Below are 22,026 nucleotides of genomic sequence, written 5' to 3' on the forward strand. Positions count from 1 at the left end.
TCACCCTTTTTAGGAACAGTATGGACAAAAGGAAAAAGATTTATAAGGAACTTTTATAGTTTGCTATAAACAGCAATAACTTATTAGTTTGCAGATGAATGATACTTCACTGGAGATCGTAGCAGGCTATTAAACTGCTTTAAGGATATACGATGGGATTGCCCATTTTTTCTATACTGGCCGTATATATATAGTCACCAACCGATTCAGCAGGGTTGAAGAATCCAAATTCATCTTCAATTCTGCAAATACCTCCTGGTAATGTTCCACCCATTGGTTAACAGAAGTTGGCTTATGACTTTCATCATCAACGAAATTCACAAGCACAAGCCAGGTAGGAATCTTCATTTTTTCATTCAGTATATACAAGTAAGCTAATCGATTGGATAACTGGTAGTACTGATTTAACCATGGATGCATGGAGGAACCTGATCCAAACACATCCTTTGTCTCTCTTATAGTTCGTTTGATCAGATCAATACTCTGCGGATCCGTTGCTTTCAATTCTGACCTCATTTCCTTTACATGAGCTTTGGCTTCTACTAATACTAATCCCTTCTTACTATCCTTGCCTTGAACCATTGCGATGCCGTCCCACCTTGGACCTTGAGCCGGCCAATAATCCTTCAACTGCGATTTAGCGCTTTTCCATTCAACATCCAAATCGAGAAACTCATTGCGGTACTCTTTATGATTTTCATTTTCCAGCGGAGAATACCAAGTAATATTTTCGCTTTTATCCATAAACGAAATCAGTGATGGAGAACTCGTTAAAATACTGTTATTAAGATCTTGTGAGTGATGATTAACGTACTGTTCCATTAAAAATTGACTGCCCTTTTTAATTTTACATTCACCTCACTACCTTATTTTGGTTTTTACTCTTCAAGTATTAGATTCTCCAGTATTATGAAATAACCTTTATTTGGATAAACGAAAAACATTCCCTTTCAACCTCTCCAAATTTAATTTATCCGAGCAAAGTGTAGATCATTAGACAAACCTGACAGATAATTTAAACTACCCATCCATTACCTTCACCCCTATTTTCTATGTAAAGAAAAGTCAGCACTCGACAATTACCATTTTATTTCCACGTATATTTCCTACTATTTATTAGAAAAGATGAGTAAAAAAGGAGGTGGTTCATATGTTACTGATGATTGTGCTAGGCTTCATCATCCCTTGGCTGACTACCGGATATGTCTATAAGAGAGCACCAAAAATTATATTTACCGTTGCTCCGTTTGCTGCTTTAATTGCATTGATTTTAAATCAACTCGGAATCCAAATAGGTCTTTGGACAATTCACACTTCCTCAAATGTGGTACTTTTAAATACACTGTTTCTTGATTTAGGTATTTTTACGGTATCCGCTATATGGTTTACGTATTTTCTTTACTACAAGGAGAAACAACCGGTGTGGGTGTACTTAATGTTTATACTGGGGATGACTGGAGTTGAAACCATAGCTCTTTCTATTCACCTATTGACCTATCATGAAAAATGGAGCGTCTTCTACACCTTCCTCATGTACCTCGGTGGATTTATTATGATTCATCTAATCATTCGCAAATTGGACAAAATTAATGTCTACCCCTGAACTCTCTTCATCTCTCTGTACAAATAAAAAAGGCAAAACACCATAATGGTGAATTGCCTTTTCCTTGAATCAACTTAAAGGGATTGTATAGCTTCCTTAATCGCGGTAGTACCGCCCACAACTTGAAACTCCTTACCAATTGTTGAGTCATCTTCCAAAGCAGCAGCAATTACGTTTGCTACATCTTCCCTTGGAACTTCCCCTCTTTCAACTTTAGATGCAGCCTCTACTTGCCCGGTTCCTTCATCATTCGTCAGCATACCAGGGTGGATGATGGTATGATCCAAATCTGTTCCTCTTAACCATTCATCAGCGTAGTGTTTAGCTGCAACGTATGGAGCAAAGGATGAAGGGGCACTCTGAATAGCTTCACGGGTCGTATCAAACGAACTGATCATCACATACCGCTTCACGCCAGCGGCTTTAGCGGCTTCGATCGTCTTCACAGCCCCGTCCAGGTCGATAAGGACCGTTTTGTCCGGGCCAGTATGCGGTCCAGAACCTGCAGTAAATACGATCGCATCTACTCCTTCAGCCGCTTTGGCAATTGTCTCAATGTCATCCTCTAAATCAACAACTACGGTTTCGGCTCCTTTATCTTCAAAATAGGACGCCTGTTCCGGCTTACGAATCATAGCTTTAGCTTCCAATTTGTCGCTTTCCTGAATAGTGGATACCAGGTGTTTACCAATTTGACCGTTTGCTCCTACAACAAGTACTTTCATCTTTTCTTCATCCTTTCTAAGTTACAATCTGAATTCATTGCGTGATTCATATTATTATCGTAGATGAAAAAACAGGAAGATGTCTAGAAACTTGCCTTAACCATGAATAGGGAAGATGACAAATATCGTTTTACTATTCATGCTATTTTTTACCCAGGCTGACTTTTAGCCTTTTTCTTCCTAAATGCGATAAGAGAAGTTTTGATGGAAGCATATCCTCCAACAGCCGCATTTCCATAGAAGAAGCCCATAAAGATACCAGCCCAAACATTATTTGGGTGTGCAAAAAACACACCGATGATTAACCCCATTAACGCAGCTGTACCAGGGACTAAGCTTTTCGGTATAGATAATAACTTCTTTAAAAGCTGCGTAACAATGATAACCACAGGAACAGCAATTAATACATCCCAAACGTTAGTATGTATAATGGGGAACTCCTCCATATCCTTCACCTCTCTCTAATTAAACAGCTATGCATTAACGATTGCTGAATATAGATAGTATGGGTAAGATCCCCAAATTTATTATTTATTTCAAGGATATGCACTATAACATGTTCCCATAAAAAATGATCTCTTTTTCAAGAGATCATTTTTTCACAGGTTTCACGATATGTTTTTCCAAGATACTTATTGCTCTTCTAGTCGAAGAGTTCACTCACTGAATGATCCGTTTGGACACGTACAATCGCATCCGCAAACAATGGAGCCACAGAAAGTGATTTGATCTTATCAATCTGCTTTTCTTCCGGTAAAAAGACTGTATTCGTAATGACCAGTTCCTTAATCGGAGAATCTTGAATCTTCTGAACGGCTGGCTCTGATAAAACAGCATGCGTACCGCAGGCATAAATGTCCTTCACTCCGCTTTCTATCAGAGCGGATGCTGCCTGTACCACCGTTTCTGCTGTATCAATCATGTCGTCCACGATGATAGCTGTTTTCCCTTCAATGGAGCCTACCACATTCATAACCTCATCAGAATTCGGTTCAGCTCTCCGCTTATCGACAAAAGCAATCGGAGTGTCCAATAAATTTGCCATTCTGCGGGCACGGCTCAGACCACTTGTAGCCGGTGCTACGACCACGATGTCTTTCATATCTTTTTCTTTATAGTATTGACCCAAGATAGAAGTGCCTAGCAGCTGATCAACAGGAATGTTAAAGAAACCTTGAATTTGAGGCGCATGCATGTCCATGGTTATGACTCTTGAAACACCTGCTGATTCAAGTAAATCGGCAATCAGCTTTGCTGTAATTGGCTCACGGGAACGAGCTTTTCGATCCTGGCGGGCATATCCATAATAAGGCAGTACTACGTTAATCGTTCTGGCTGAAGCCCGCTTCATGGCATCAACCATAATTAATAGTTCCATCAAGTGTTCATTAACCGGCTGAGAGGTGGATTGGATAAGATAAATATCGTCACCCCTCACACTTTCTTCAATATTAATTTGCACTTCGCCATCACTAAAACGAACAACGGAGCTTTTTCCTAATGGTGTCTCTAATATCTCAGATATTTCCTGTGCTAAAGGTTCATTGGAGTTTAACGTAAACAGCTTCATTGCAGACTTTGAACTCATGTAAATCTCTCCCGAACTTAAAATTTTTAAATGCTATTATGTAGCTGTCCACCCTTCAGAGGAAGAGGACATTTCTAGTCATTATTCTGTAAATACATTTACGATATTATAACATATAGACACCGGTTCTTCAGACTTGAACCCTTCTAAGCTTTTTTAACCACTAGAGCTATAGAGATTAGATGAAAGGATTGGATTTACTTTCGTTATTACCATGACTGTAAAACACTATGGCAAGGTAAGGGATTGCATAGAAAAAACACCTTCAAAGGATTATATAACCCCTTTAAAGATGTTCTTAATTAATTGCAGATGAAATATGTGCTCTTACCTGTATTGTTTTCTCCTAACCCACATCGTCGCAGCCCATTTTTCACCGGAAGTGACCGGCGAACCACCGTGAAGAGTGCGTTCATTGATGAGTGGATCGGAATAGAAATATTCGAAATAGACGGCCATGCCTTTGTGCGGGGAGATGGACAAATTCATATGAGGAAAATAGGTTTCTCCTCCCTCTTCCACATCGTTCAAGTAGAGGACAAGCGTACTGATTCTAGGATTGTTAGCTGCTTTAGCCTTTGCACGGAAGTAGTCATAATGTGCTTTATACTCCTGCCCCTGTTTATAATTTAAAATATGAAGCCCTTCTCCATGTTCAACAGGAACGTTCATGATTTGTGCCACACGTTTTTCAATTTTGGCCGTTAGATCATCTTCCGGGAGAAACGTGCTACTGCTTGTGCGAATGTCACTCACCTCGTGATTTGATCCAATTTTCGATCGGTTCATTTTGCTTTTGGACAGAAGAATAAGCTTTTCACACTCTTCTTCACTTACTACGTTCCCAAGAACAGCAATCATTGGGTTATCCATTTTAGCTATAATCGCTATTTCACGGTCTTCGGTAATAATTTTGTGTCCCCGATGATCAAAAATGGAAGGTTCTTTCACTGGCATTGTCACTTTTCATCAACCTCTTCTGATTTTAATAAAACGCTCCCAAAAACAAGGCCTTTTTTAAATAGATTACTATAGATATATTACCATTTTATTGATATTTTTTCCTTATATTTCATGAAAGTTATTTGTTTGTTCACAATTAAAGAATTCTTATCTCTAGGTAAACTGATAATCTCCCCGAGAGTTTATATCCATCTCGCATTGTTCTTATTGTTCGAGAAAGAGGAAATACATCATGTGCTTTACAGGGCAGTAGTTTTTTAAACAAGTTAGGCTAACTTAGTTACCGAACTAGTGCCCTTCTAAATCAATATACGATTTTCTCCCCAATGTGCTGGCACTAATTTCATTTATATTACGTTATTGATAATACAACCTTTAATCCTTCCCTTGTTTATGAAAATAAACAGTAGATCCACTACACTTTACTCCCTGAAAAGTACTTCTTAATCCTTTTGCCTAGACAGTATAACCACTTCTTTGTTATACGTGTAATATAAGGTTTTAATTCCTCGTTGAGGGATGTAACTCCTTTCACTTTTTTAGTACACAGCAATATCCATTCGACAGCGTTGTGTAGATGTTGACAAAAAAAGCATTTTATATAATAATTGCTATTGGATTAGAATTATTATAAAAAACTGCTTTGAGCAGCAGTAAACCTAAAACAAATACAGGAGGAATTCTACTATGGCTCTAATCGGAAAAGAAGTACAACCATTCCAGGCAAAAGCATTCAAAAACGGTGAAGACTTTATTGATGTAACAGAAGAAAATTTCAAAGGTCAGTGGAGCGTTGTTTGCTTCTACCCAGCAGACTTTTCTTTCGTTTGCCCAACTGAACTGGAAGACCTTCAAAATAACTATGAAACTCTGAAAGAACTTGGTGCTGAAGTATACTCTGTTTCTACAGATACTCACTTCGTACACAAAGGCTGGCACGATAGCTCTGAAAAAATTAACAAAATCCAGTACCCAATGATCGGCGATCCATCTCAACAGCTTTCCCGTCAATTCGACGTATTGAACGAAGAAGATGGCCTGGCTGAACGCGGTACATTCGTAATTGATCCGGACGGTGTTATCCAAACTGTAGAAATTAACGCAGGTGGAATTGGCCGCGATGCAGATAACCTTGTAGGCAAAATCAAGGCTGCTCAATATGTACGCAATAATCCTGGCGAAGTTTGCCCGGCTAAATGGGAAGAAGGCGAAGAAACACTTACGCCAAGCCTTGATCTAGTTGGCAAAATTTAAGGAGTGAAATAAATGGTTCTAGATGCACAAATAAAAGCACAATTAGAGGAATATCTAAAGCTTTTAGAAGGTGACATCGAACTGAAAGTCAGCGCGGGAGACGATAGTGTCTCCCGTGATATGCTGGCTCTCACCGATGAGCTTACCTCCATGTCACCGAAAATTACAGTTAAAAATGCAGAACTTAAACGTACACCCAGCTTCAGCGTGAACCGTCCGCAAGAAGAAACAGGTATTACCTTTTCCGGTGTTCCCCTTGGTCATGAATTCACTTCCTTGGTTCTTGCCTTACTTCAAGTAAGTGGAAGACCTCCGAAAATTGATGATACTATGGTTGAACAAATTAAAAATATCAGCGGAGAGTATCACTTCGAAACATTTGTCAGTTTAAGCTGTCATAACTGCCCGGATGTGGTTCAGGCTCTAAATATTATGAGTGTAATAAACCCTGGCATTACTCACACCATGATTGATGGCGCTGCTTTTAAAGAAGAAGCAGAAGAAAAAAATGTAATGGCAGTTCCAGCTGTTTATCTTGATGGAGAATTCTTCAGCGGCGGTCGTATAACTCTTGAAGAAATTGTTGCAAAAATTAGTGACGGTCCATCTCCAGAAGAATTTACAAACCGTGACCCATACGATGTATTAGTTGTCGGCGGTGGCCCTGCAGGTGCCAGTGCTGCTATTTATGCTGCACGTAAAGGAATCCGCACGGGAGTTGTGGCCGAGCGCTTCGGCGGTCAGGTTCTTGATACCATGACCATTGAGAACTTTATCAGTGTCAAAAATACAGAAGGACCGAAATTCGCAGCAAGTCTTGAAGAACACGTGAAAGACTATGATATCGATATCATGAATCTTCAACGTGTCAAAGGTTTGGAAAAGAATGACGGCATGTTCGAACTTGAACTCGATAATGGCGGTGTTCTGAAGAGTAAGAGTGCCATTATCTCTACAGGTGCACGCTGGCGCCAAATCGGTGTTCCAGGTGAAGAAGAGTTCAAGAACAAAGGTGTAGCCTACTGTCCTCACTGTGACGGTCCATTGTTTGAAGGTAAAGACGTAGCGGTCATCGGCGGCGGAAACTCCGGCGTTGAAGCAGCTATCGATCTTGCCGGTATTGTTCAAAACGTTACGGTGCTTGAATTTGCTGACGAGTTAAAAGCGGATGAGGTTCTTCAGGAACGACTAAATAGTCTTCCAAACGTTAATGTGAAGACAAACGCCCAAACGACAGAAATCACCGGTGACGAAAACGTTAATGGTATTACGTATATCGACCGTGAATCTGGCGAAGAACAGCATATTGCCCTTCAGGGTGTCTTCGTTCAAATCGGCCTTGTGCCGAATACAGAATGGTTAGACGCAGATGTAGAAACCAACCGTATTGGTGAAATCATCACTAATAAGCAAGGTTCTACGAATGTACCTGGTTTGTTTGCTGCCGGTGACGTAACCGACTGCCCAAACAATCAGATCATTATTTCTATGGGTGATGGTGCAAATGCTTCTCTTGGCGCATTTGATTACTTGATTAGAAATTAATAGTAATGAAACTCCGGAAACAGGTTCAAATACGAGCCTCTCTTCCGGAGTTTTTTTATCTTTAAAAGTAAAAATCACCCATGTTGATCTTAAAGCAAAGCTCCCATTACTTGAAGACTCAATTTCGAGATAACTCCGGTCCGTTGCAAAAAAGAATGAGGGCGGCTACGGAAACAACTCGCTTTCCTACGGGAAACTGGCAAGCCTCCTCAGTCGCTATCACTCCTTGTGGGGTCTAGCCTAGCTCCTTCTCCCGTGGGAGTCTCGTCGTTTCCTTCGCCACCCAAACGATATCTAGTGAACGGACCCTGCTATAGAAGAAAAGACTCTAGCTGAGTCTGCCTTAAATGCTTATATAACAGGGTTCCTACGCTTTAACAAACGTAAAAATCAGCATAGATGACCTTGTTCATTGTAAGACGTTAATGCAGAGATTTCGTGCTCTCAATAATCGCAAAGGAGCGGAAGAGAACGGCGAAGACTCCTGCGGGATGAACATGACAGGTGAGGCCCCGGAAGGCGCCAGCCTGAGGAGACTCAACGCATATAAGAAGTTCGACTAAGACCTCCACGTCGTGTGGCAACGTCGAACGACCCTGCATCGTGCAGGGCCGGAAAGCGAGCCGTTCCCTGGAGCCCCTTTCTCCACACAATATCTCGAAACTAAGTTTTCAACTAATCAGCCCTTTAGTTTAATAAGTCTTTCTAAAAGAAGAAAAGGCCTTCTATCTGAAAGGTTTGCTTCGTAAACAAACTCTTCTGGATAGGGGCCTTCTTGCGAGAAGCGTTATTTAGTTACTGTACCTGCATCAGCCGGATGTACTCCATGACGATAATAGTCTGCATCAATTGGCTCAAGAGGCTTACGTCCAAGAATGAGATCCGCTGCCTTTTCCGCCAACATCAATACGGGAGCATGGATGTTGCCGTTTGTAACATAAGGCATGGCAGATGCATCCACCACTCGTACATTGTCTAGTCCGTGAACCTTCATAGTTTCCGGGTCGACTACAGACATTGGGTCTGATTCAGGTCCCATCTTAGCTGTACAAGACGGGTGAAGGGCAGTCTCTGCATCTTCCTTTACCCAATCCAGGATTTCTTCTTCTGTCTGAACAGTAGGTCCAGGCGAGATTTCCCCTGCATTGTACTTTTTCATGGCTGGTTGAGACATGATTTCTCGAGTAATCCTGATCGCTTCCACCCACTCGCGTTTGTCTTGTTCTGTAGACAGGTAGTTGTAAACCATGCTCGGATGCTCTTTCGGGTCTTTCGATCGAATCTTTAATGACCCACGTGCATCCGAGTACATCGGTCCAATGTGCACCTGGAACCCGTGATCCGTTGGTGCTTTTTGTCCATCATAACGCACCGCTACTGGAAGGAAGTGGAACATCAAATTCGGATAGTCGACATCATCATTAGAACGGACAAAACCTCCACCCTCAAAATGATTCGTTGCCGCAGGTCCTGTACGTCCAAGCATCCACTGCAGACCGATCCAAGGCATGCGTCTCTTCTGCAGGTTCGGCTGTTCAGAAACAGGGATCGGGCACGCGTGTTGAACGTAAACTTCAAGGTGATCCTGAAGGTTTTCACCTACACCAGGAAGATTAACAACCGGTTTAATCCCAAGGGAACGAAGGTGTTCGGCATCCCCTACTCCTGACAATTGAAGAAGCTGCGGTGTATTAATGGCTCCGCCGGAGAGGATAACTTCACCTGCTTTGACTTGATGAATCTTCCCGTTTCGTTTATAGGTCAACCCTTTGGCACGAGTACCATCGAAGTCAATACTCGTAACGAAAGCACGAGTTCTCACCGTCAGGTTCTCACGTTTCATCGCTGGATGCAGATAAGCACGTGAAGCTGACAAACGCTGTCCTTTATACACATGCTTATCGAACGGCCCAAACCCTTCTTGACGGAAACCGTTGACATCAGGAGTCTTGTTATAACCAGCCTCTACAGCTGAGTTAAAAAAGGCTTGGAATAGAGGGTTTTTAGCAGGTCCGCGCTCCAGTTTAATCGGCCCGTCCTGCCCGCGAAGTTCATCATCCGGGGAGCCCAAAGCATTCTCCAGACGTTTGAAGTATGGAAGGCAGTGCGCCCAATTCCAGTTTTCCATACCTTTGTCCGATCCCCAGCGTTCATAGTCTTTCGGATTTCCACGTTGATAAATCATACCGTTAATGGAGCTGGAACCTCCTAGAACCTTTCCGCGCGCATGCGGGATACGACGTCCATTCATATAGGGTTCTGGGTCAGATTCATATTGCCAATCGTAAAGATTTTTTCCGGAAGGGAACGGCAGCGCTGCCGGCATTTGAATCAATAAGTCCCATGAATAATCACTGCGCCCCGCCTCTAAAACTAGCACACTCTTTTTCCCATCTTCACTTAAACGGTCACCGAGTACAGAACCCGCACTACCGCCTCCTACAATTACAATGTCATATGCTTCTGTCATGTCAGTTCCTCCTTAGATGTTGTAATTGGAAGAAAAGTTTTGAAGAGTAAAAACCCCTTGTACAAAACCCTCCTCCTTTATGAAAAATTAGTTGTTTATATAAGATTTCTAAAACAAATACAGCTTTTCTAACCTCAGCTTCTCTCCGATAACGATTCTATAAAACTAAATAATAGATGATTAACCTAGAACCAGTTAATAGGTTCTGGCTTCAGGTTTTGGAAGATATGCTTGGTTTCTGTGTACTCTTCTATACCTAACCTGCCTAGTTCGCGTCCAATACCGGACTGCTTAAATCCACCCCACGGGGCATGAGGGAAATATAGGTTGAATTCATTGATCCATACCGTACCCATACGCATCTTCGCTGCACAGCGTTCAGCTTTGGCAATATCTTTAGTAAAGACGCCGCCAGCAAGCCCGTAAATGGAATCATTGGCAAGCTTCATGGCTTCTTCTTCTGCCCTGAACTTCTCAACTGTGATAATTGGACCGAAGCCTTCTTCTTGAACTATGTGCATGTCTGTAGTGCAGTCTGTGAAAATAGTCGGCAGATAGAAGAAACCTTTTTGCAATTCGGGGTCTTCTGGGCGCTTGCCGCCAACAGCTAAAGTTGCCCCTTCTTTTATACCGGCTTCCACATAATTCTCTACTTTCTCAAGGTGTTCAGCTGAAATAAGGGGACCCATTTGAGTATCTTCTTCAAACCCGCTGCCCAGCTTGAATTTCTTCACTCGTTCTACAAGGGCTTTGACGAATTCATCGTGTATGCTTTCTTCTACAATCAGTCTTGTACCGGCGGAGCAGATTTGTCCTGCGTGGAAAAATACTCCGTTTAACGCCTGGTCCACTGCCAATTCAAAATCAGCATCTGCAAAAATGACATTCGGGTTTTTTCCTCCAAGTTCAAGTGCGAGCTTCTTCACATTCACGCTTGCCGCCTGCATAATTTTCTTCCCTGTCGCAATGCCGCCTGTGAAAGAAATAAGATCTACATCCGGACTGCCGGACAATTCAGAACCAATCGTATGACCTGGGCCAAGCACAAGGTTAGCCACACCAGCAGGGATGCCTGCTTCTTCCATTAATTCAAATACTTTAATGGTAGTAAGCGGTGTAATTTCACTTGGCTTCATAATGAGAGTGTTTCCAGTTGCAAGCGCTGGAGCCAGTTTCCAGGATGCTTGTAGTAAAGGGTAATTCCAGGGGGTAATTTGCCCGCAGACACCTACTGGCTCGTGTACTACCTTACTGCTGGAATTCGGCACCGGAGATTCAATCAGTTGTCCTCCATCTTTATCTGCAAGTTCTCCATAATAGCGAAACACTCCAGCGATATCATCCATATCTCCGCGACTTTCTTCCACTGTTTTACCAGTATCCAATGATTCTAAGTACGCCAGTTCTTCTTTGTCTCTTTCAATTAACTCCGCAATTCTCGTTACGACCTTTCCTCGCTCAATTGCTGGGGTTAAAGCCCATTCCCCATTATCGAATGTCTCTCTCGCCGCAGTGATGGCTGCTTTTGCATCTGATTCATCACCTTCAGGAACCGTAGCAATCCTTTCCTGATTAAATGGATTAATAATGTGACGCGTATTTCCCGAATTCGCATCCACCCATTTTCCATTGATGTATTGTTGTAGTTTTAAATCCATATCTATCAACTCCAATCCTGAAGTATAATTAACTTTATTAAAAATTTATTTAACATTTTAAACACTAACACGTCTTATTTGGGCTGTCAAAATTACGTCAAACATCAAATTCAATAAGATATGGAATAAAGGATAATACCTATGATGCCTAGGAAATTGAACATTTACAGTTAATCAAGATTACATACTCATTTGACATTTCAGCTGAACACGTTAACATGTAGTTCATAAAGAATATTTGATAAATATTTAACAAGGTTTATTTTATATTGAAGGAGCGACCTTATGAGTGATACCGAAAAACCCAGCATTAAAATAGAAGAAGCCAAAGATAAAGTCATTGGCGCCATTGCAGAGACCATGGATTTATATGGAGTAACACCAGCTGCTGCAAATTTATATGCGACAATGTACTTTAAAGATCAGATGACACTTGATGAAATGCGCACAGAGCTCGGAATGAGTAAACCAAGTATGAGTACCAGCGTACGACGGCTTCAGGACATAGAAATGGTGAAAAAAACATTTACACGCGGCTCACGAAAACATACGTATGCAGCTGAGAAAAATTTTTTCCGTTCCTTTATGGCGTTTTATTGTCAGATGTGGGAACGCGAAGCGAAAATGAATTTGGAAGCCATTGAAGAAGCGCAGGAAGATTTTATTGAGGTTATAAAAGATTCCAGCAGTACGCCAGATATTGTTGCAAATGCAAAGAAATACTATGATCAATTAGAAGAATCGAAAACTTACTATCACTGGTTGAATGACTTAGTTGAAAGTATAAGAAGCGGAAAAATATTTGAATTCCTGCCGAAGGACCCGCAAGATTAAGGAGCAGTTTAAAAACCCAGACAGGCTATAGAACACTCTACGGACTGTCTGGTTATAGGAATCCTCCATTCTTTTCTATAAAGAAATGGATTCTTTACGCCTTTATGTTAAAAAAATTCTTAACGTATTTAATTTTTTACAACCTGTAAAAATTAAAATAAATAACAACAAAGGGGAGTTTTCAACATGCACAAGTGGAAAAAAGAACTTAGTTTTATTTTAGCGATTCTAATGCTTGCTGTACTGGCAGCATGCGGAAACAATAGTGAGGAAGCAGAAGGTGAACAAACAGGTGCAGAATCAGAAGCGAAGGATCAAGAATTAACGATTGGTCAAGTTAACTGGGCTGAAAACATTGCTGTAACAAATATGTGGAAAGTCATTTTAGAAGATAAAGGATATAACGTAAAATTAAACAACTTAAACATGGGTAGCACGATGAAGGCGTTAGAAAGCGGAGATTTGGATGCCAGCTTAGAAATTTGGCTGCCGGTCCAGGATGCTAATTACTTGGAAAAATATCAAGATACCGTCAATTTCTCAGATGCTACCTGGTACGACAACGCAAAGGTAGGTCTTGTGGTTCCCTCTTACTTAGAGGATGTGAATAGTGTAGAAGACTTAAATAAACATAAAGAAATGTTCAATAGCGAAATTGTTGGTTTTGGACCTGGTGCAGGCACGATGGAAGTAACCGAACAATTAATTAAGGATTATGATCTCGACTTCGAACTTCTATCCAGCTCAGAATCTGCAATGCTTGCTGAGATTAAAGAAGCAGTGAAAGATAAAGAACCTATCGTAGCACCACTTTGGAGCCCGCACTGGGTGTTCTCCAAATATGATTTGAAGTTCCTCGAAGATCCGCAAAATACGTACGGTGGTGTCGAAAAAATTCACCATGCTACAAGACAAGGGTTTGAAGATGATTATCCAAAGGTAAGCAAATGGTTTAAAAACTGGAAGATGGATGATCAACAAATTGGTAAGCTTATCGAATATGTAGAAGGTACAGAAAATCCTATCGATGGGGCTGAAAAATGGGTGGAAGAGAATGAAGATCTCGTCAATGAATGGGTAAAATAAAAGCATGAAAAAGCCGGGCTCTTATTTATGATAAGGGCCCGGCTTCTTTTATGGTTATGGATAATACTGCTTTAATATATAACGGATATTGACTTGATGAGTACGATTGGTTAAATCCACCTAACAAGGATTTCCTCCAAATTTACAACTTCATTCTGTTAGTTTGACAAGGAAATGAAACAGAAATTTAGCACATTTGTTATACAACTGTAAAATCGTGTCGAATTGTAATATGCTACGATATTATATAAGAGCAAGCTGACAAGCCATACATAATCAGGAGGTATTTTTTTGGGGAGGAAATTGGTCAGTGTCGTATTAGCTAATCTTATGGTACTGTTTTTATTTATACCGCATACATACGCATCATCAGCTTCAGGCGAGGAAGTGATCGAACGGGCAAAAAAGCATCTCGGCACTCCATACCAGTGGAGTGGAGAATCGCCAGATGGATTTGATTGTTCAGGATTTACATACTATATAATGGAGCAATTTGGGATCGATCTTGCAAGAGGTTCCTATGATCAATATAAGCAAGGTACATATGTAGCAGCATCCAATCTTCAAAAAGGAGATCTGGTATTTTTCTCTGGCACACACCAGACAGGTATATCTCATGTAGGGTTCTATATCGGAAATGGGGACATGATATCTGCCACTAAGAGCAGTGGAGTGGCCATTGATCCGGTCTTCTCGGGTTTTTGGGGAGATAAATATACAGGAGCCAAAAGGTTCTTAGATAACACTTTCTTCAGCGATGTATCTCCAGACTATTGGGCTTATGACGAAATTAAGTATTTAAATGATGAAGGGATCATTAATGGTTTATCTAATGGAAGTTTTGGTCCTACAGCTAATGTCTCCAGAGCGCAAGTGGCCAAAATGGTGAGCGAAGCATTAAATCTTCAGCCCTCTTCGTCCGGCCATTTTGAAGATGTGTCTTCCTCTCACTGGGCTTACGAATACATAAATGCGGCAAATGACGCTGGTGTGATCACTGGTTATGGAAACGGTACATTCAAACCGGACGAAGATATTACCAGAGCTGAGATAGCAGCTATGATTAATAGAGCTTTCGAATTAAGCAGTATGAGCAGTTCTTACAGTTTTGAAGATATAAACTCTTCTCATTGGGCCTATGAGGATGTCTACGCTTTGGCTTCTAACGGTATCACTTCAGGCTACCATGACGACACATTCCGGCCTAACGAAGAAGCGACAAGAGCTGAATTCAGTGCTTTCTTGTATCGTGCGTTAGATTAAACAATTCCATACATAATAATAACTCAAATGAGAGGTGATCAAACCTCTTTTTTGAGTTATTTTTCATGTATGGAAAGAATCCCACCATTTCTGCTTTATGTACAGGTAAGTGTTCTTTGTTTCACCTGTTAAGTATTAAATGAAATAAAAAATTCCTCCTTCCAAATTCTAGGATTGGACAAATTTTTGAATCCAAAAAAGGTCTCTATCCCGCTTGGGTAATGTGTTCAGCTTTATTATTACTGTTTTTTATATTCCCTCTTTCTGGCCGTGTCCACCGCATAATAAACCCCTTCCAAAGCTAAACTAAATTCATACATCAGCCATCCTTATGGTTTATTAAAATTCATATGTAAAGGGGGATCGTAATGGATAACATCCTTAAAAAAATACTCGTTGCCACCATATGTATCAGCTTTCTTACCGTTATCATTTATGAGGGGACCAATGTTTTCGGAGCCAGCCACCATCCTTCCACCACAGTTAACAGTAATAATGAGAACTCACCCTATGATTACACGTTTGTTTGGATGTCAGACACCCAGTATTATTCAAAAAACTACCCCCACATATACAAAAGTATGGTTGATTGGATTGCGGGAAACAAACGGGATTTTAACATTCCTTATGTCTTTCATACCGGCGATGTTGTAAACGAATGGAATAATGAAGCACAGTGGCAGTATGCAGATACGTACATGAACGTTTTGGAAAAAGCAAACATCCCTTATGGAATTCTGGCCGGTAACCATGACATCGACTTAAAAAGCAGCAATAAATACACACAGTTTTCTAAGTACTTTGGAAAAACTCGATTTAGTAAGCAAACCTCCTACGGCGGGTCCTATCAAAATAATCAGGGTCATTTTGATCTAATCAGCGAGAACGGCGATGATTTTATTATGATATATATGGGCTGGGGCATTACAAAGGACGAAATCAACTGGGTAAACCGTGTGTTAGCGAAATATCCACATCACACCGCTCTTCTCAGCTTTCACGATTATTTATTAGCTTCTGGAAAGCACAGTTCAATTGGTAAGGAGATCTTTGAGAAAATCGTAGAACCCAATAAAAATGTAGTGGCCACCTTGAGCGGTCATTACTATGGCAGTAATACACGCATTGATGAAATCGATGACAATAATGATGGCAAACCTGACCGGAAAGTATATCAGATGATGGCCAATTATCAGCATGAAACAGAAGGTGGCCAAGGTTATATGCGCTTACTAAAGGTTAAATCTAAAGAAAATAAAATCTACGTAGAAACATACTCACCCTACCTTAACTCCTATAAACATGATGATCCCCAATCGAGCCATGGAAAAAATGAAATGGTCATCGAACTTCCTGATTGATGGAAAAGATAAATCGATATATGAACGCAGCTTAAAACAGTAGCTAATAAAGCAAAAAATATACCCCACCATAGTTTGAGGAACTCTGGCAGGGTTACATAATTTTATCTGATTTCATAAAGCAGACCGCTCTCTTCGGTTATCTCGACTTTTCATCAAAGTGGACTGTATCTTTTAACTTATTGTCTTCATCTATAGTATTACTGCTCGCCATCTTTTTCACAAATTCCTTAACGGTTTTGACGTTCACACCTGACTCCCAGTATTCAGCTATTTCAGGGGTCACTTTGACCAGGATCACGTTCGGATCATCAGCTGAAGCGTTCAACACTTTTTCGACAATCTTATTCCAGTATTCTTTTTTCTTATCTTCATCCTGAACGAATTCTGCAGTGCCGCTGATCGATACATAGGAACTTCCCGAATAGGCTAAATTAACAGCAGGATTGCGGCCAATATCCCTATATTTATCCGTATCTTTTTCTGTAATGAACCAGAACTCTTCCTTGTCCATTGCTACTTCCTGTGTATGCATAGGGCGGGACATTAGTTTACCTTCAGGAGATAGTGTCGTCAGCATTGCTACTTTTTCATCTTTAATCAAGTCTTTAATTTTCTTAAGAGCTTTCTGGTTTTCTGAGTGTTGGTCAGCCATTTACGCTTCCCTCCTTGTGATAATTAACCGTTGCTTCTTTCTATCCCTAAACTTCTAACATTTAACACGTTTTCTTCTCTTTTCCCGGAGCGACACAAAATTACACTTTTTAACGTTTATCACTTTTGGGCTCGGGCTTGTATAGAATTTCGTACCCGTCAACGAGATGGAAGCAGCCTATTCTCTCGGGTGTTTCCTTTCTCTATAAGCTGAAGAGTAAGCTATGGTTTGGAACGTTACATGCAAAAAATATGACGAGCAGTATGCTCGCCATATTTCAAATTGCGGTATATAGATTTCCTCATAATCTCTATTCCGTAAGAGTCCATCAAATATACTGCACCCTTATTTTGCTTTATATCACTAACGTTGAAATGGAATGGGACGGAAACTCTACATGACAGACTTTATCGTCTAACACCAGATTCGTTTGGGCCGCTTCATCCGTTTCGTTCATGACCACCACAACTACCGAATTATCTTCATTTTGAAAAGCAACCACTTGTAACGCAGGATGCTCGATTTCATGCTTAATTCTTACGGCATTTGGCTTAATATACTTACTAAAGTGGCCAATATAATAATACGAGCTATTGTAATGAACTTGCCCATTCTTTGTATCTACAATAATGGGAGCGTCACAATAATTCCCAACATGGTTCGGGCCGCCCTGCTCATCCAGAACCAGATTCCAGTCGATCCACCCTTCCAGCCAGTTATTTAAATCCCCTATAATGTTACGTCCGTATCGCTCGCCTGTGTGCCAAGCTCCTAACTGAACGCCACCTTCTATACATCCTTCTGTAAACATAATGTGCTTATCTGGAAAATCATTATGAATTTTAGTTAGGTTTTCAAATTCCTCACTAACATACCAATGGATCCCTGTACCCCAGATATATTTAGCCGCTTCAGGGTCAGACAAAACCGTCCTCGCTCGCTCATAGGCAATATCGCGATTGTGGTCCCAAATTACGATTTTTTTATCTCCCAACCCTTCTTTTTCTAGAGTTGGCCCTAAGTAATCCCGTACAAAATCACGCTCTTCCTCTGCTGTGTAACGACACGAATCCCATATTTGAGTGGCATCTGGTTCATTTTGAACCGTAACTCCCCAAATGGGAATCCCCGCTTCCTCCATGGCCTTTATATACTTACTATAATATAGGGCCCAAGCGTTCTGATACTCTGGTAAAAGCTTCCCACCATTATTCATCTCATTATTTGTCTTCATCCACGCCGGAGGACTCCAAGGAGAGGAAAGAATGGTAAGCTCCTCTTTCCTAGTTTTTACGGCATCCTTAATAAAAGGAATAACATATTGGTGGTCTCTTTCAATGGAAAAAGTGCGTAATTCCTCGTCATCATCTTCTACATACGTGTAGTTTTCCAGGGAAAAGTCGCAGCTATGAATGTGTGTTCTTCCAAGGGAATAAGCTAACCCTTCCACCGGATGAAAGTAACTCTCGATGATTTCCATGCGTTTCTCTTTGGAGATTTGGGACAACGTATAAGCTGCTGCTTCGGTAAAAGCGCCCCCAAACCCCATCATTCTCTGGTAGCGTTCCTCCGGTGTGATCTTTAAAGCTGGTGCTTCCTTTGTACTTTTTTCTTCAAATGGAAGCATTCCTTTTTCAGCTAAACGGTCATTTGTACCTTTTATCGTTTGGATCAATTTTGCTTCCATGTTGGGCCCCCTGTATTTCAAATAATTGAGCTTATCTGTTTACGCAAGAAGTAAAATGCAATCTTACGCCATTTCCGCTTATGTTAATATTGCTTCTATTTTCCCATAGTCTCTATTTCGAACCTTCTCAGCAAGCAACCCTTGAATCTTCTCCCCTTCCACTGTGGTGGTTCCTTCTTCATTATGAAGAAGATAACGTGTGACTTTGGCTCCTTTATCACCGAACGTATCTTTTCGATTTTCATTATGATAAGTAACCTCAATCTCACCCAGGAATGTAAAAGTTACCTGGTTACGTTCATTAAACAGCCAATCTGGAAGAAGTGGTTGAAGCTTTAGGGATAATTCGCCATCTTCAACAGAGAACATACTTTTACCGGCCATCATGGTTTGCCACATGGACAAAAACTCAGCCGTTGTGCCACTTAACCGTGCTACAAACCCTCTGCCGTGCATACTTTCATCAGGATTTACGCTGCTTGCGATAAAGGAAGAGTTCTCTAAAGTACTTCTTCCATATACGGATGGATCCATAAATGGTGGTAATGCATTCTTCAGATCCTCAAAGAAGTCTTCATATATACCAGCACTTAATAGACTTAATAAATATTTAAATTCCATGTGCATGAATACTGATTCCCGCTCTAACCATCCCGGGGTAAAGGCTCGTGCACGGCCAAGTTCATAGCTCATGTCCTCTAATGACGTAGATGTCTTATACATGCCGAGCTGTTTATCATATATATCAGATTGACGTACTTGCTGGTGCAGTTCCTTTGCTTCTTGAGCAGTCATTCCTTTTAATGCTCGTGCTGGTCCTTCCAAAAAGTGCGGAAGTACATGAACCTGGAAACGTTGCACATTTACAAGCGAATAGCCTTTTTGATTCCTCTTAACTTGACCTTCTGCGTCCCTTTGAACCTCAAATTGATCCGCTTCATAATAAAAGTAAGTAGGAACCAGACCGTTGCCCAGCTCTTTCGCCTTTTCTATTCCAGTATCTACTTTCTCCATAAATAACTGAAGCAGTTCCTGAACCTCAGAAGCTGATATTGATTTTTCTTTTCCATCCAGATTATACTTAATTGCTTCCCGATAAGATTCTCTAGCTGATGATACCGTATCCCAGTATTCAAAGGAGGAAAGATTTTGCTGTAACGCTTCTTTAATCTCTTGTACCATAGTAAAGACTTCAACTGGCAAAACCGTATCCTCTTTATACTCACAATCCACCATAAATTGAAGTAACCGCTTCAACTCTACTGTTTCACTCATCCCTGAACCAAAAATGCCTGGAAGTCCATTCATGGAATCATTCCACCCAGGTTTATTCGCCTCCATTTCAACTCCCATACCATAAGGGTCCAGTGTCGCGAATTTCATTAGGGCCAGCGAAAACAGTTTTGAAAACAGTGTACTTTTATATACTTGTCCGTCTTTTGTCTTCAACCAATTTCCATCTGTAATTTCATGGCTTTCAGTGAGTGCCCCATACTGACGAACCTTATCTCCTGCTAACACATATTTTTCTGAACGCGGATTGATGAAAGCTGGACTTTGAAAATAACGATAGGAACGATCATGGAACAATACATTTTGTTTTTGATCTGGATATACCTTTAAATAATTAATGATCAAATCTAAGTTATACGTCCAATGATCTACCCAGTACCCTTCCCCGTACTCTGCGTCGATTTCCTGTGTACTGTGAGAAAGTACTGTTCTTAAAAACGCTTCCGGTGAGACTTCCAAACTTATAGTCCGGTCCACTACCGATTGCATAATAGCACCTGGGGTAAACGAACTCTCCAACAGGTTCCTCATATATTCGAAATCGTCCTGACGGGTGAACAGGCTTTGTAACCATGACCAGTCCCCTAGTTCGTTCACCTCAAAGCGTGCTCCTTTTACAACTAGTGGATTATAACCATCTGCCTGGATCAAACTCATAAATAATTTTATATTGTAATCTCCCACTTCAGGCTTAAAGAAGACGTCATTTCGACGATTTTGATTCACATCCCGAAAGTTTCCATTCCCCTGCGAGAAAAACTCCGGAGCTACAGAAAAGAAATTGTAATCGCGTTCCAGGTCCCCATGTTTACGAGAATAGACATAATAGAGAAACGGCTCTTTATTATTCTCCAGTAAAACCGGATACCCGCCACGAAGTACGTTATCTAAATAGCTTTGCTTCGTGTAGGCATCAAACATGTCACTTCCAGTATTAGAATGAACATCGCTTGTTAGATCATTTACCAGTCGTTGTGCTTCCTTATACTTCCTATCAAAATAAGCGGCTGAGCTAATTTCAGATTGTTTCTCTTCCAAAATAGTAAGGTCATTCACGTGACCAATCATCGTACGTAAATTCGTAGATTCATTCGGGGATAGAACACTTGAAAAAGCTGAAAAACCACATGGCACTTTGTTTGCCGTAATTTGCTTCGTTTGTAGAAGATCCTGTACCGAATTACTTTCAAACCTTTCTGGAAAGCGTAACGATGTATTTTCACCAAAAAGAATGGATGCATCTACAATAGGCTTTAACAGCGAGCCATCTTCTACAAAGCTTGCATAAAAATGCCCCTTTGTAACTTCCTCCACTTCCGCTGTGTCCTGTGTGGAGGAGCGGACACGATAATAGGGAATGTAATTCTCTACATTAAACACATCCATCCAGCTTTTCAGTGTATTCCCTACAGCTTTATAAGCTGCATCCTCTATTCCAAAAGGAATGATGGCAGGTAAACCATCTACGATCTCAAGACTTATCTCCTCATCCGAGATATTTTCTACCTCCACTTTACGCATTAAAGCCGAGAAGTTTTCCTGTGGTAACGTAAAATAAGTCACGTTTGTTTGAATTCCATAGTCTTCATTTCGTTCTGTTATGATGAGTTCGTTTTCTTTTATATACATGTTCCTAGTTACAGTTTGTTTCGATTCCGTATTAAATGGTTCAAATAGGAAGCTTTCCTGGTTACGCTGAACCTTAATGAACGTGCGGAAGCCATTGGTTGAAACGCGCTCATAAGCCTGGTTGGCAGGAAAAAACTCAGTGATCGCATTATCTTTATCTTGTATTCCGAAGCTCACCATACCTTGCCCTCTGTTCACATAAAATGCCCACATCGGAACCCCGTACAATCCAGCTATCCCCGGCAAAAAACTCGAAAACGTCTTAGCCCGATCAAACTCTTCTATAACAAAATACTTTTCCTCATTAAACGCATAATTTACCATAAATGAACCCCTCTCTTATCTTTATTGGCTATATAATAATCAGGTGGATATTTAAAACCAGGGAGTTTTAAGCACCCTGACACTTGTC

General features: G+C 40.8%; 17 protein-coding genes. 7 read left to right on the forward strand and 10 right to left on the reverse strand.

Going from position 1 to position 22,026, the window contains the following annotated elements:
* Positions 1 to 171 precede the first annotated feature (171 nt).
* Positions 172 to 822: a hypothetical protein gene (locus tag LCM11_RS14880; protein ID WP_224895062.1), complete on the reverse strand. Its 651-nt coding sequence runs from the start codon at positions 820 to 822 to the stop codon at positions 172 to 174.
* A 328-nt stretch (positions 823 to 1,150) separates the two neighbouring features.
* Between LCM11_RS14880 and LCM11_RS14885 the strand changes: the two genes are divergently transcribed.
* Positions 1,151 to 1,603: a hypothetical protein gene (locus LCM11_RS14885; RefSeq protein WP_224895063.1), complete on the forward strand. Its 453-nt coding sequence runs from the start codon at positions 1,151 to 1,153 to the stop codon at positions 1,601 to 1,603.
* 74 nt (positions 1,604 to 1,677) lie between these two features.
* Here the strand turns inward: LCM11_RS14885 and LCM11_RS14890 are convergent, their stop codons facing one another.
* From LCM11_RS14890 to LCM11_RS14905, 4 genes are all read right to left on the reverse strand, one after another.
* A complete protein-coding gene (locus LCM11_RS14890) occupies positions 1,678 to 2,328 on the reverse strand; it encodes an SDR family oxidoreductase (protein ID WP_224895064.1) in 651 nt (216 codons plus the stop codon).
* Positions 2,329 to 2,477: 149 nt separating this feature from the next.
* A complete protein-coding gene (locus LCM11_RS14895) occupies positions 2,478 to 2,774 on the reverse strand; it encodes a hypothetical protein (protein ID WP_224895065.1) in 297 nt (98 codons plus the stop codon).
* Between the two features lie 197 nt (positions 2,775 to 2,971).
* On the reverse strand, positions 2,972 to 3,916 hold the full coding sequence (locus LCM11_RS14900) for a ribose-phosphate diphosphokinase (protein WP_224895066.1): 945 nt from the start codon (positions 3,914 to 3,916) through the stop codon (positions 2,972 to 2,974).
* 327 nt (positions 3,917 to 4,243) lie between these two features.
* Entirely contained in the window at positions 4,244 to 4,873 is a 630-nt protein-coding gene (locus LCM11_RS14905) for a 2OG-Fe(II) oxygenase (RefSeq protein WP_224895110.1), read from the reverse strand.
* A gap of 693 nt (positions 4,874 to 5,566) precedes the next feature.
* Between LCM11_RS14905 and ahpC the strand changes: the two genes are divergently transcribed.
* The gene (gene ahpC, locus LCM11_RS14910; RefSeq protein WP_224895067.1) at positions 5,567 to 6,133 is read left to right on the forward strand and encodes an alkyl hydroperoxide reductase subunit C; all 567 of its coding nucleotides are present in this window, start codon (positions 5,567 to 5,569) and stop codon (positions 6,131 to 6,133) included.
* Positions 6,134 to 6,145: 12 nt separating this feature from the next.
* A complete protein-coding gene (gene ahpF, locus LCM11_RS14915) occupies positions 6,146 to 7,678 on the forward strand; it encodes an alkyl hydroperoxide reductase subunit F (protein ID WP_224895068.1) in 1,533 nt (510 codons plus the stop codon).
* A gap of 787 nt (positions 7,679 to 8,465) precedes the next feature.
* On the opposite strand, the gene betA is transcribed toward ahpF, so the two are convergent.
* Both betA and betB read right to left on the reverse strand, forming a co-directional pair.
* A complete protein-coding gene (gene betA / locus LCM11_RS14920) occupies positions 8,466 to 10,148 on the reverse strand; it encodes a choline dehydrogenase (RefSeq protein WP_224895069.1) in 1,683 nt (560 codons plus the stop codon).
* A gap of 185 nt (positions 10,149 to 10,333) precedes the next feature.
* Positions 10,334 to 11,806, reverse strand: a complete 1,473-nt coding sequence (gene betB, locus LCM11_RS14925; RefSeq protein WP_224895070.1) for a betaine-aldehyde dehydrogenase — start codon at positions 11,804 to 11,806, stop codon at positions 10,334 to 10,336.
* A gap of 285 nt (positions 11,807 to 12,091) precedes the next feature.
* Here betB and cudC point away from each other — a divergent pair, with 285 nt between their 5' ends.
* The 4 genes from cudC to LCM11_RS14945 all read left to right on the forward strand — a co-directional run bounded on the left by cudC (position 12,092) and on the right by LCM11_RS14945 (position 16,350).
* Positions 12,092 to 12,640: a choline uptake/conversion transcriptional regulator CudC gene (gene cudC / locus LCM11_RS14930; RefSeq protein ID WP_224895071.1), complete on the forward strand. Its 549-nt coding sequence runs from the start codon at positions 12,092 to 12,094 to the stop codon at positions 12,638 to 12,640.
* Between the two features lie 186 nt (positions 12,641 to 12,826).
* Complete coding sequence (locus LCM11_RS14935) at positions 12,827 to 13,726, forward strand: glycine betaine ABC transporter substrate-binding protein (protein ID WP_224895072.1); 900 nt, start codon at positions 12,827 to 12,829, stop codon at positions 13,724 to 13,726.
* A gap of 291 nt (positions 13,727 to 14,017) precedes the next feature.
* Complete coding sequence (locus tag LCM11_RS14940) at positions 14,018 to 14,989, forward strand: C40 family peptidase (RefSeq protein WP_224895073.1); 972 nt, start codon at positions 14,018 to 14,020, stop codon at positions 14,987 to 14,989.
* A gap of 368 nt (positions 14,990 to 15,357) precedes the next feature.
* Entirely contained in the window at positions 15,358 to 16,350 is a 993-nt protein-coding gene (locus LCM11_RS14945; RefSeq protein WP_224895074.1) for a metallophosphoesterase, read from the forward strand.
* 139 nt (positions 16,351 to 16,489) lie between these two features.
* Here the strand turns inward: LCM11_RS14945 and LCM11_RS14950 are convergent, their stop codons facing one another.
* The 3 genes from LCM11_RS14950 to LCM11_RS14960 all read right to left on the reverse strand — a co-directional run bounded on the left by LCM11_RS14950 (position 16,490) and on the right by LCM11_RS14960 (position 21,938).
* Positions 16,490 to 17,005 (reverse strand): pyridoxamine 5'-phosphate oxidase family protein, encoded by a 516-nt coding sequence (locus LCM11_RS14950; protein ID WP_224895075.1) that lies wholly within the window; start codon positions 17,003 to 17,005, stop codon positions 16,490 to 16,492.
* A 355-nt stretch (positions 17,006 to 17,360) separates the two neighbouring features.
* Positions 17,361 to 18,692 (reverse strand): glycoside hydrolase family 30 protein, encoded by a 1,332-nt coding sequence (locus LCM11_RS14955; RefSeq protein WP_224895076.1) that lies wholly within the window; start codon positions 18,690 to 18,692, stop codon positions 17,361 to 17,363.
* Between the two features lie 78 nt (positions 18,693 to 18,770).
* Positions 18,771 to 21,938, reverse strand: coding sequence for a cellobiose phosphorylase (locus LCM11_RS14960; RefSeq protein ID WP_224895077.1), 3,168 nt, complete (start codon positions 21,936 to 21,938; stop codon positions 18,771 to 18,773).
* Positions 21,939 to 22,026 lie beyond the last annotated feature (88 nt).

It is taken from the genome of Halobacillus halophilus, from assembly GCF_020171985.1.
GTDB lineage: Bacteria > Bacillota > Bacilli > Bacillales > Halobacillaceae > Halobacillus > Halobacillus halophilus_A.

Excerpts from the sequence above, each read along its gene's own strand:
- LCM11_RS14880 (WP_224895062.1), bottom strand. The coding sequence starts at position 822 with ATGGAACAGTACGTTAATCATCACTCACAAGATCTTAATAACAGTATT.
- LCM11_RS14885 (WP_224895063.1), top strand. The coding sequence starts at position 1,151 with ATGTTACTGATGATTGTGCTAGGCTTCATCATCCCTTGGCTGACTACC.
- LCM11_RS14890 (WP_224895064.1), bottom strand. The coding sequence starts at position 2,328 with ATGAAAGTACTTGTTGTAGGAGCAAACGGTCAAATTGGTAAACACCTG.
- LCM11_RS14895 (WP_224895065.1), bottom strand. The coding sequence starts at position 2,774 with ATGGAGGAGTTCCCCATTATACATACTAACGTTTGGGATGTATTAATT.
- LCM11_RS14900 (WP_224895066.1), bottom strand. The coding sequence starts at position 3,916 with ATGAGTTCAAAGTCTGCAATGAAGCTGTTTACGTTAAACTCCAATGAA.
- LCM11_RS14905 (WP_224895110.1), bottom strand. The coding sequence starts at position 4,873 with ATGCCAGTGAAAGAACCTTCCATTTTTGATCATCGGGGACACAAAATT.
- ahpC (WP_224895067.1), top strand. The coding sequence starts at position 5,567 with ATGGCTCTAATCGGAAAAGAAGTACAACCATTCCAGGCAAAAGCATTC.
- ahpF (WP_224895068.1), top strand. The coding sequence starts at position 6,146 with ATGGTTCTAGATGCACAAATAAAAGCACAATTAGAGGAATATCTAAAG.
- betA (WP_224895069.1), bottom strand. The coding sequence starts at position 10,148 with ATGACAGAAGCATATGACATTGTAATTGTAGGAGGCGGTAGTGCGGGT.
- betB (WP_224895070.1), bottom strand. The coding sequence starts at position 11,806 with ATGGATTTAAAACTACAACAATACATCAATGGAAAATGGGTGGATGCG.
- cudC (WP_224895071.1), top strand. The coding sequence starts at position 12,092 with ATGAGTGATACCGAAAAACCCAGCATTAAAATAGAAGAAGCCAAAGAT.
- LCM11_RS14935 (WP_224895072.1), top strand. The coding sequence starts at position 12,827 with ATGCACAAGTGGAAAAAAGAACTTAGTTTTATTTTAGCGATTCTAATG.
- LCM11_RS14945 (WP_224895074.1), top strand. The coding sequence starts at position 15,358 with ATGGATAACATCCTTAAAAAAATACTCGTTGCCACCATATGTATCAGC.
- LCM11_RS14950 (WP_224895075.1), bottom strand. The coding sequence starts at position 17,005 with ATGGCTGACCAACACTCAGAAAACCAGAAAGCTCTTAAGAAAATTAAA.
- LCM11_RS14955 (WP_224895076.1), bottom strand. The coding sequence starts at position 18,692 with ATGGAAGCAAAATTGATCCAAACGATAAAAGGTACAAATGACCGTTTA.
- LCM11_RS14960 (WP_224895077.1), bottom strand. The coding sequence starts at position 21,938 with ATGGTAAATTATGCGTTTAATGAGGAAAAGTATTTTGTTATAGAAGAG.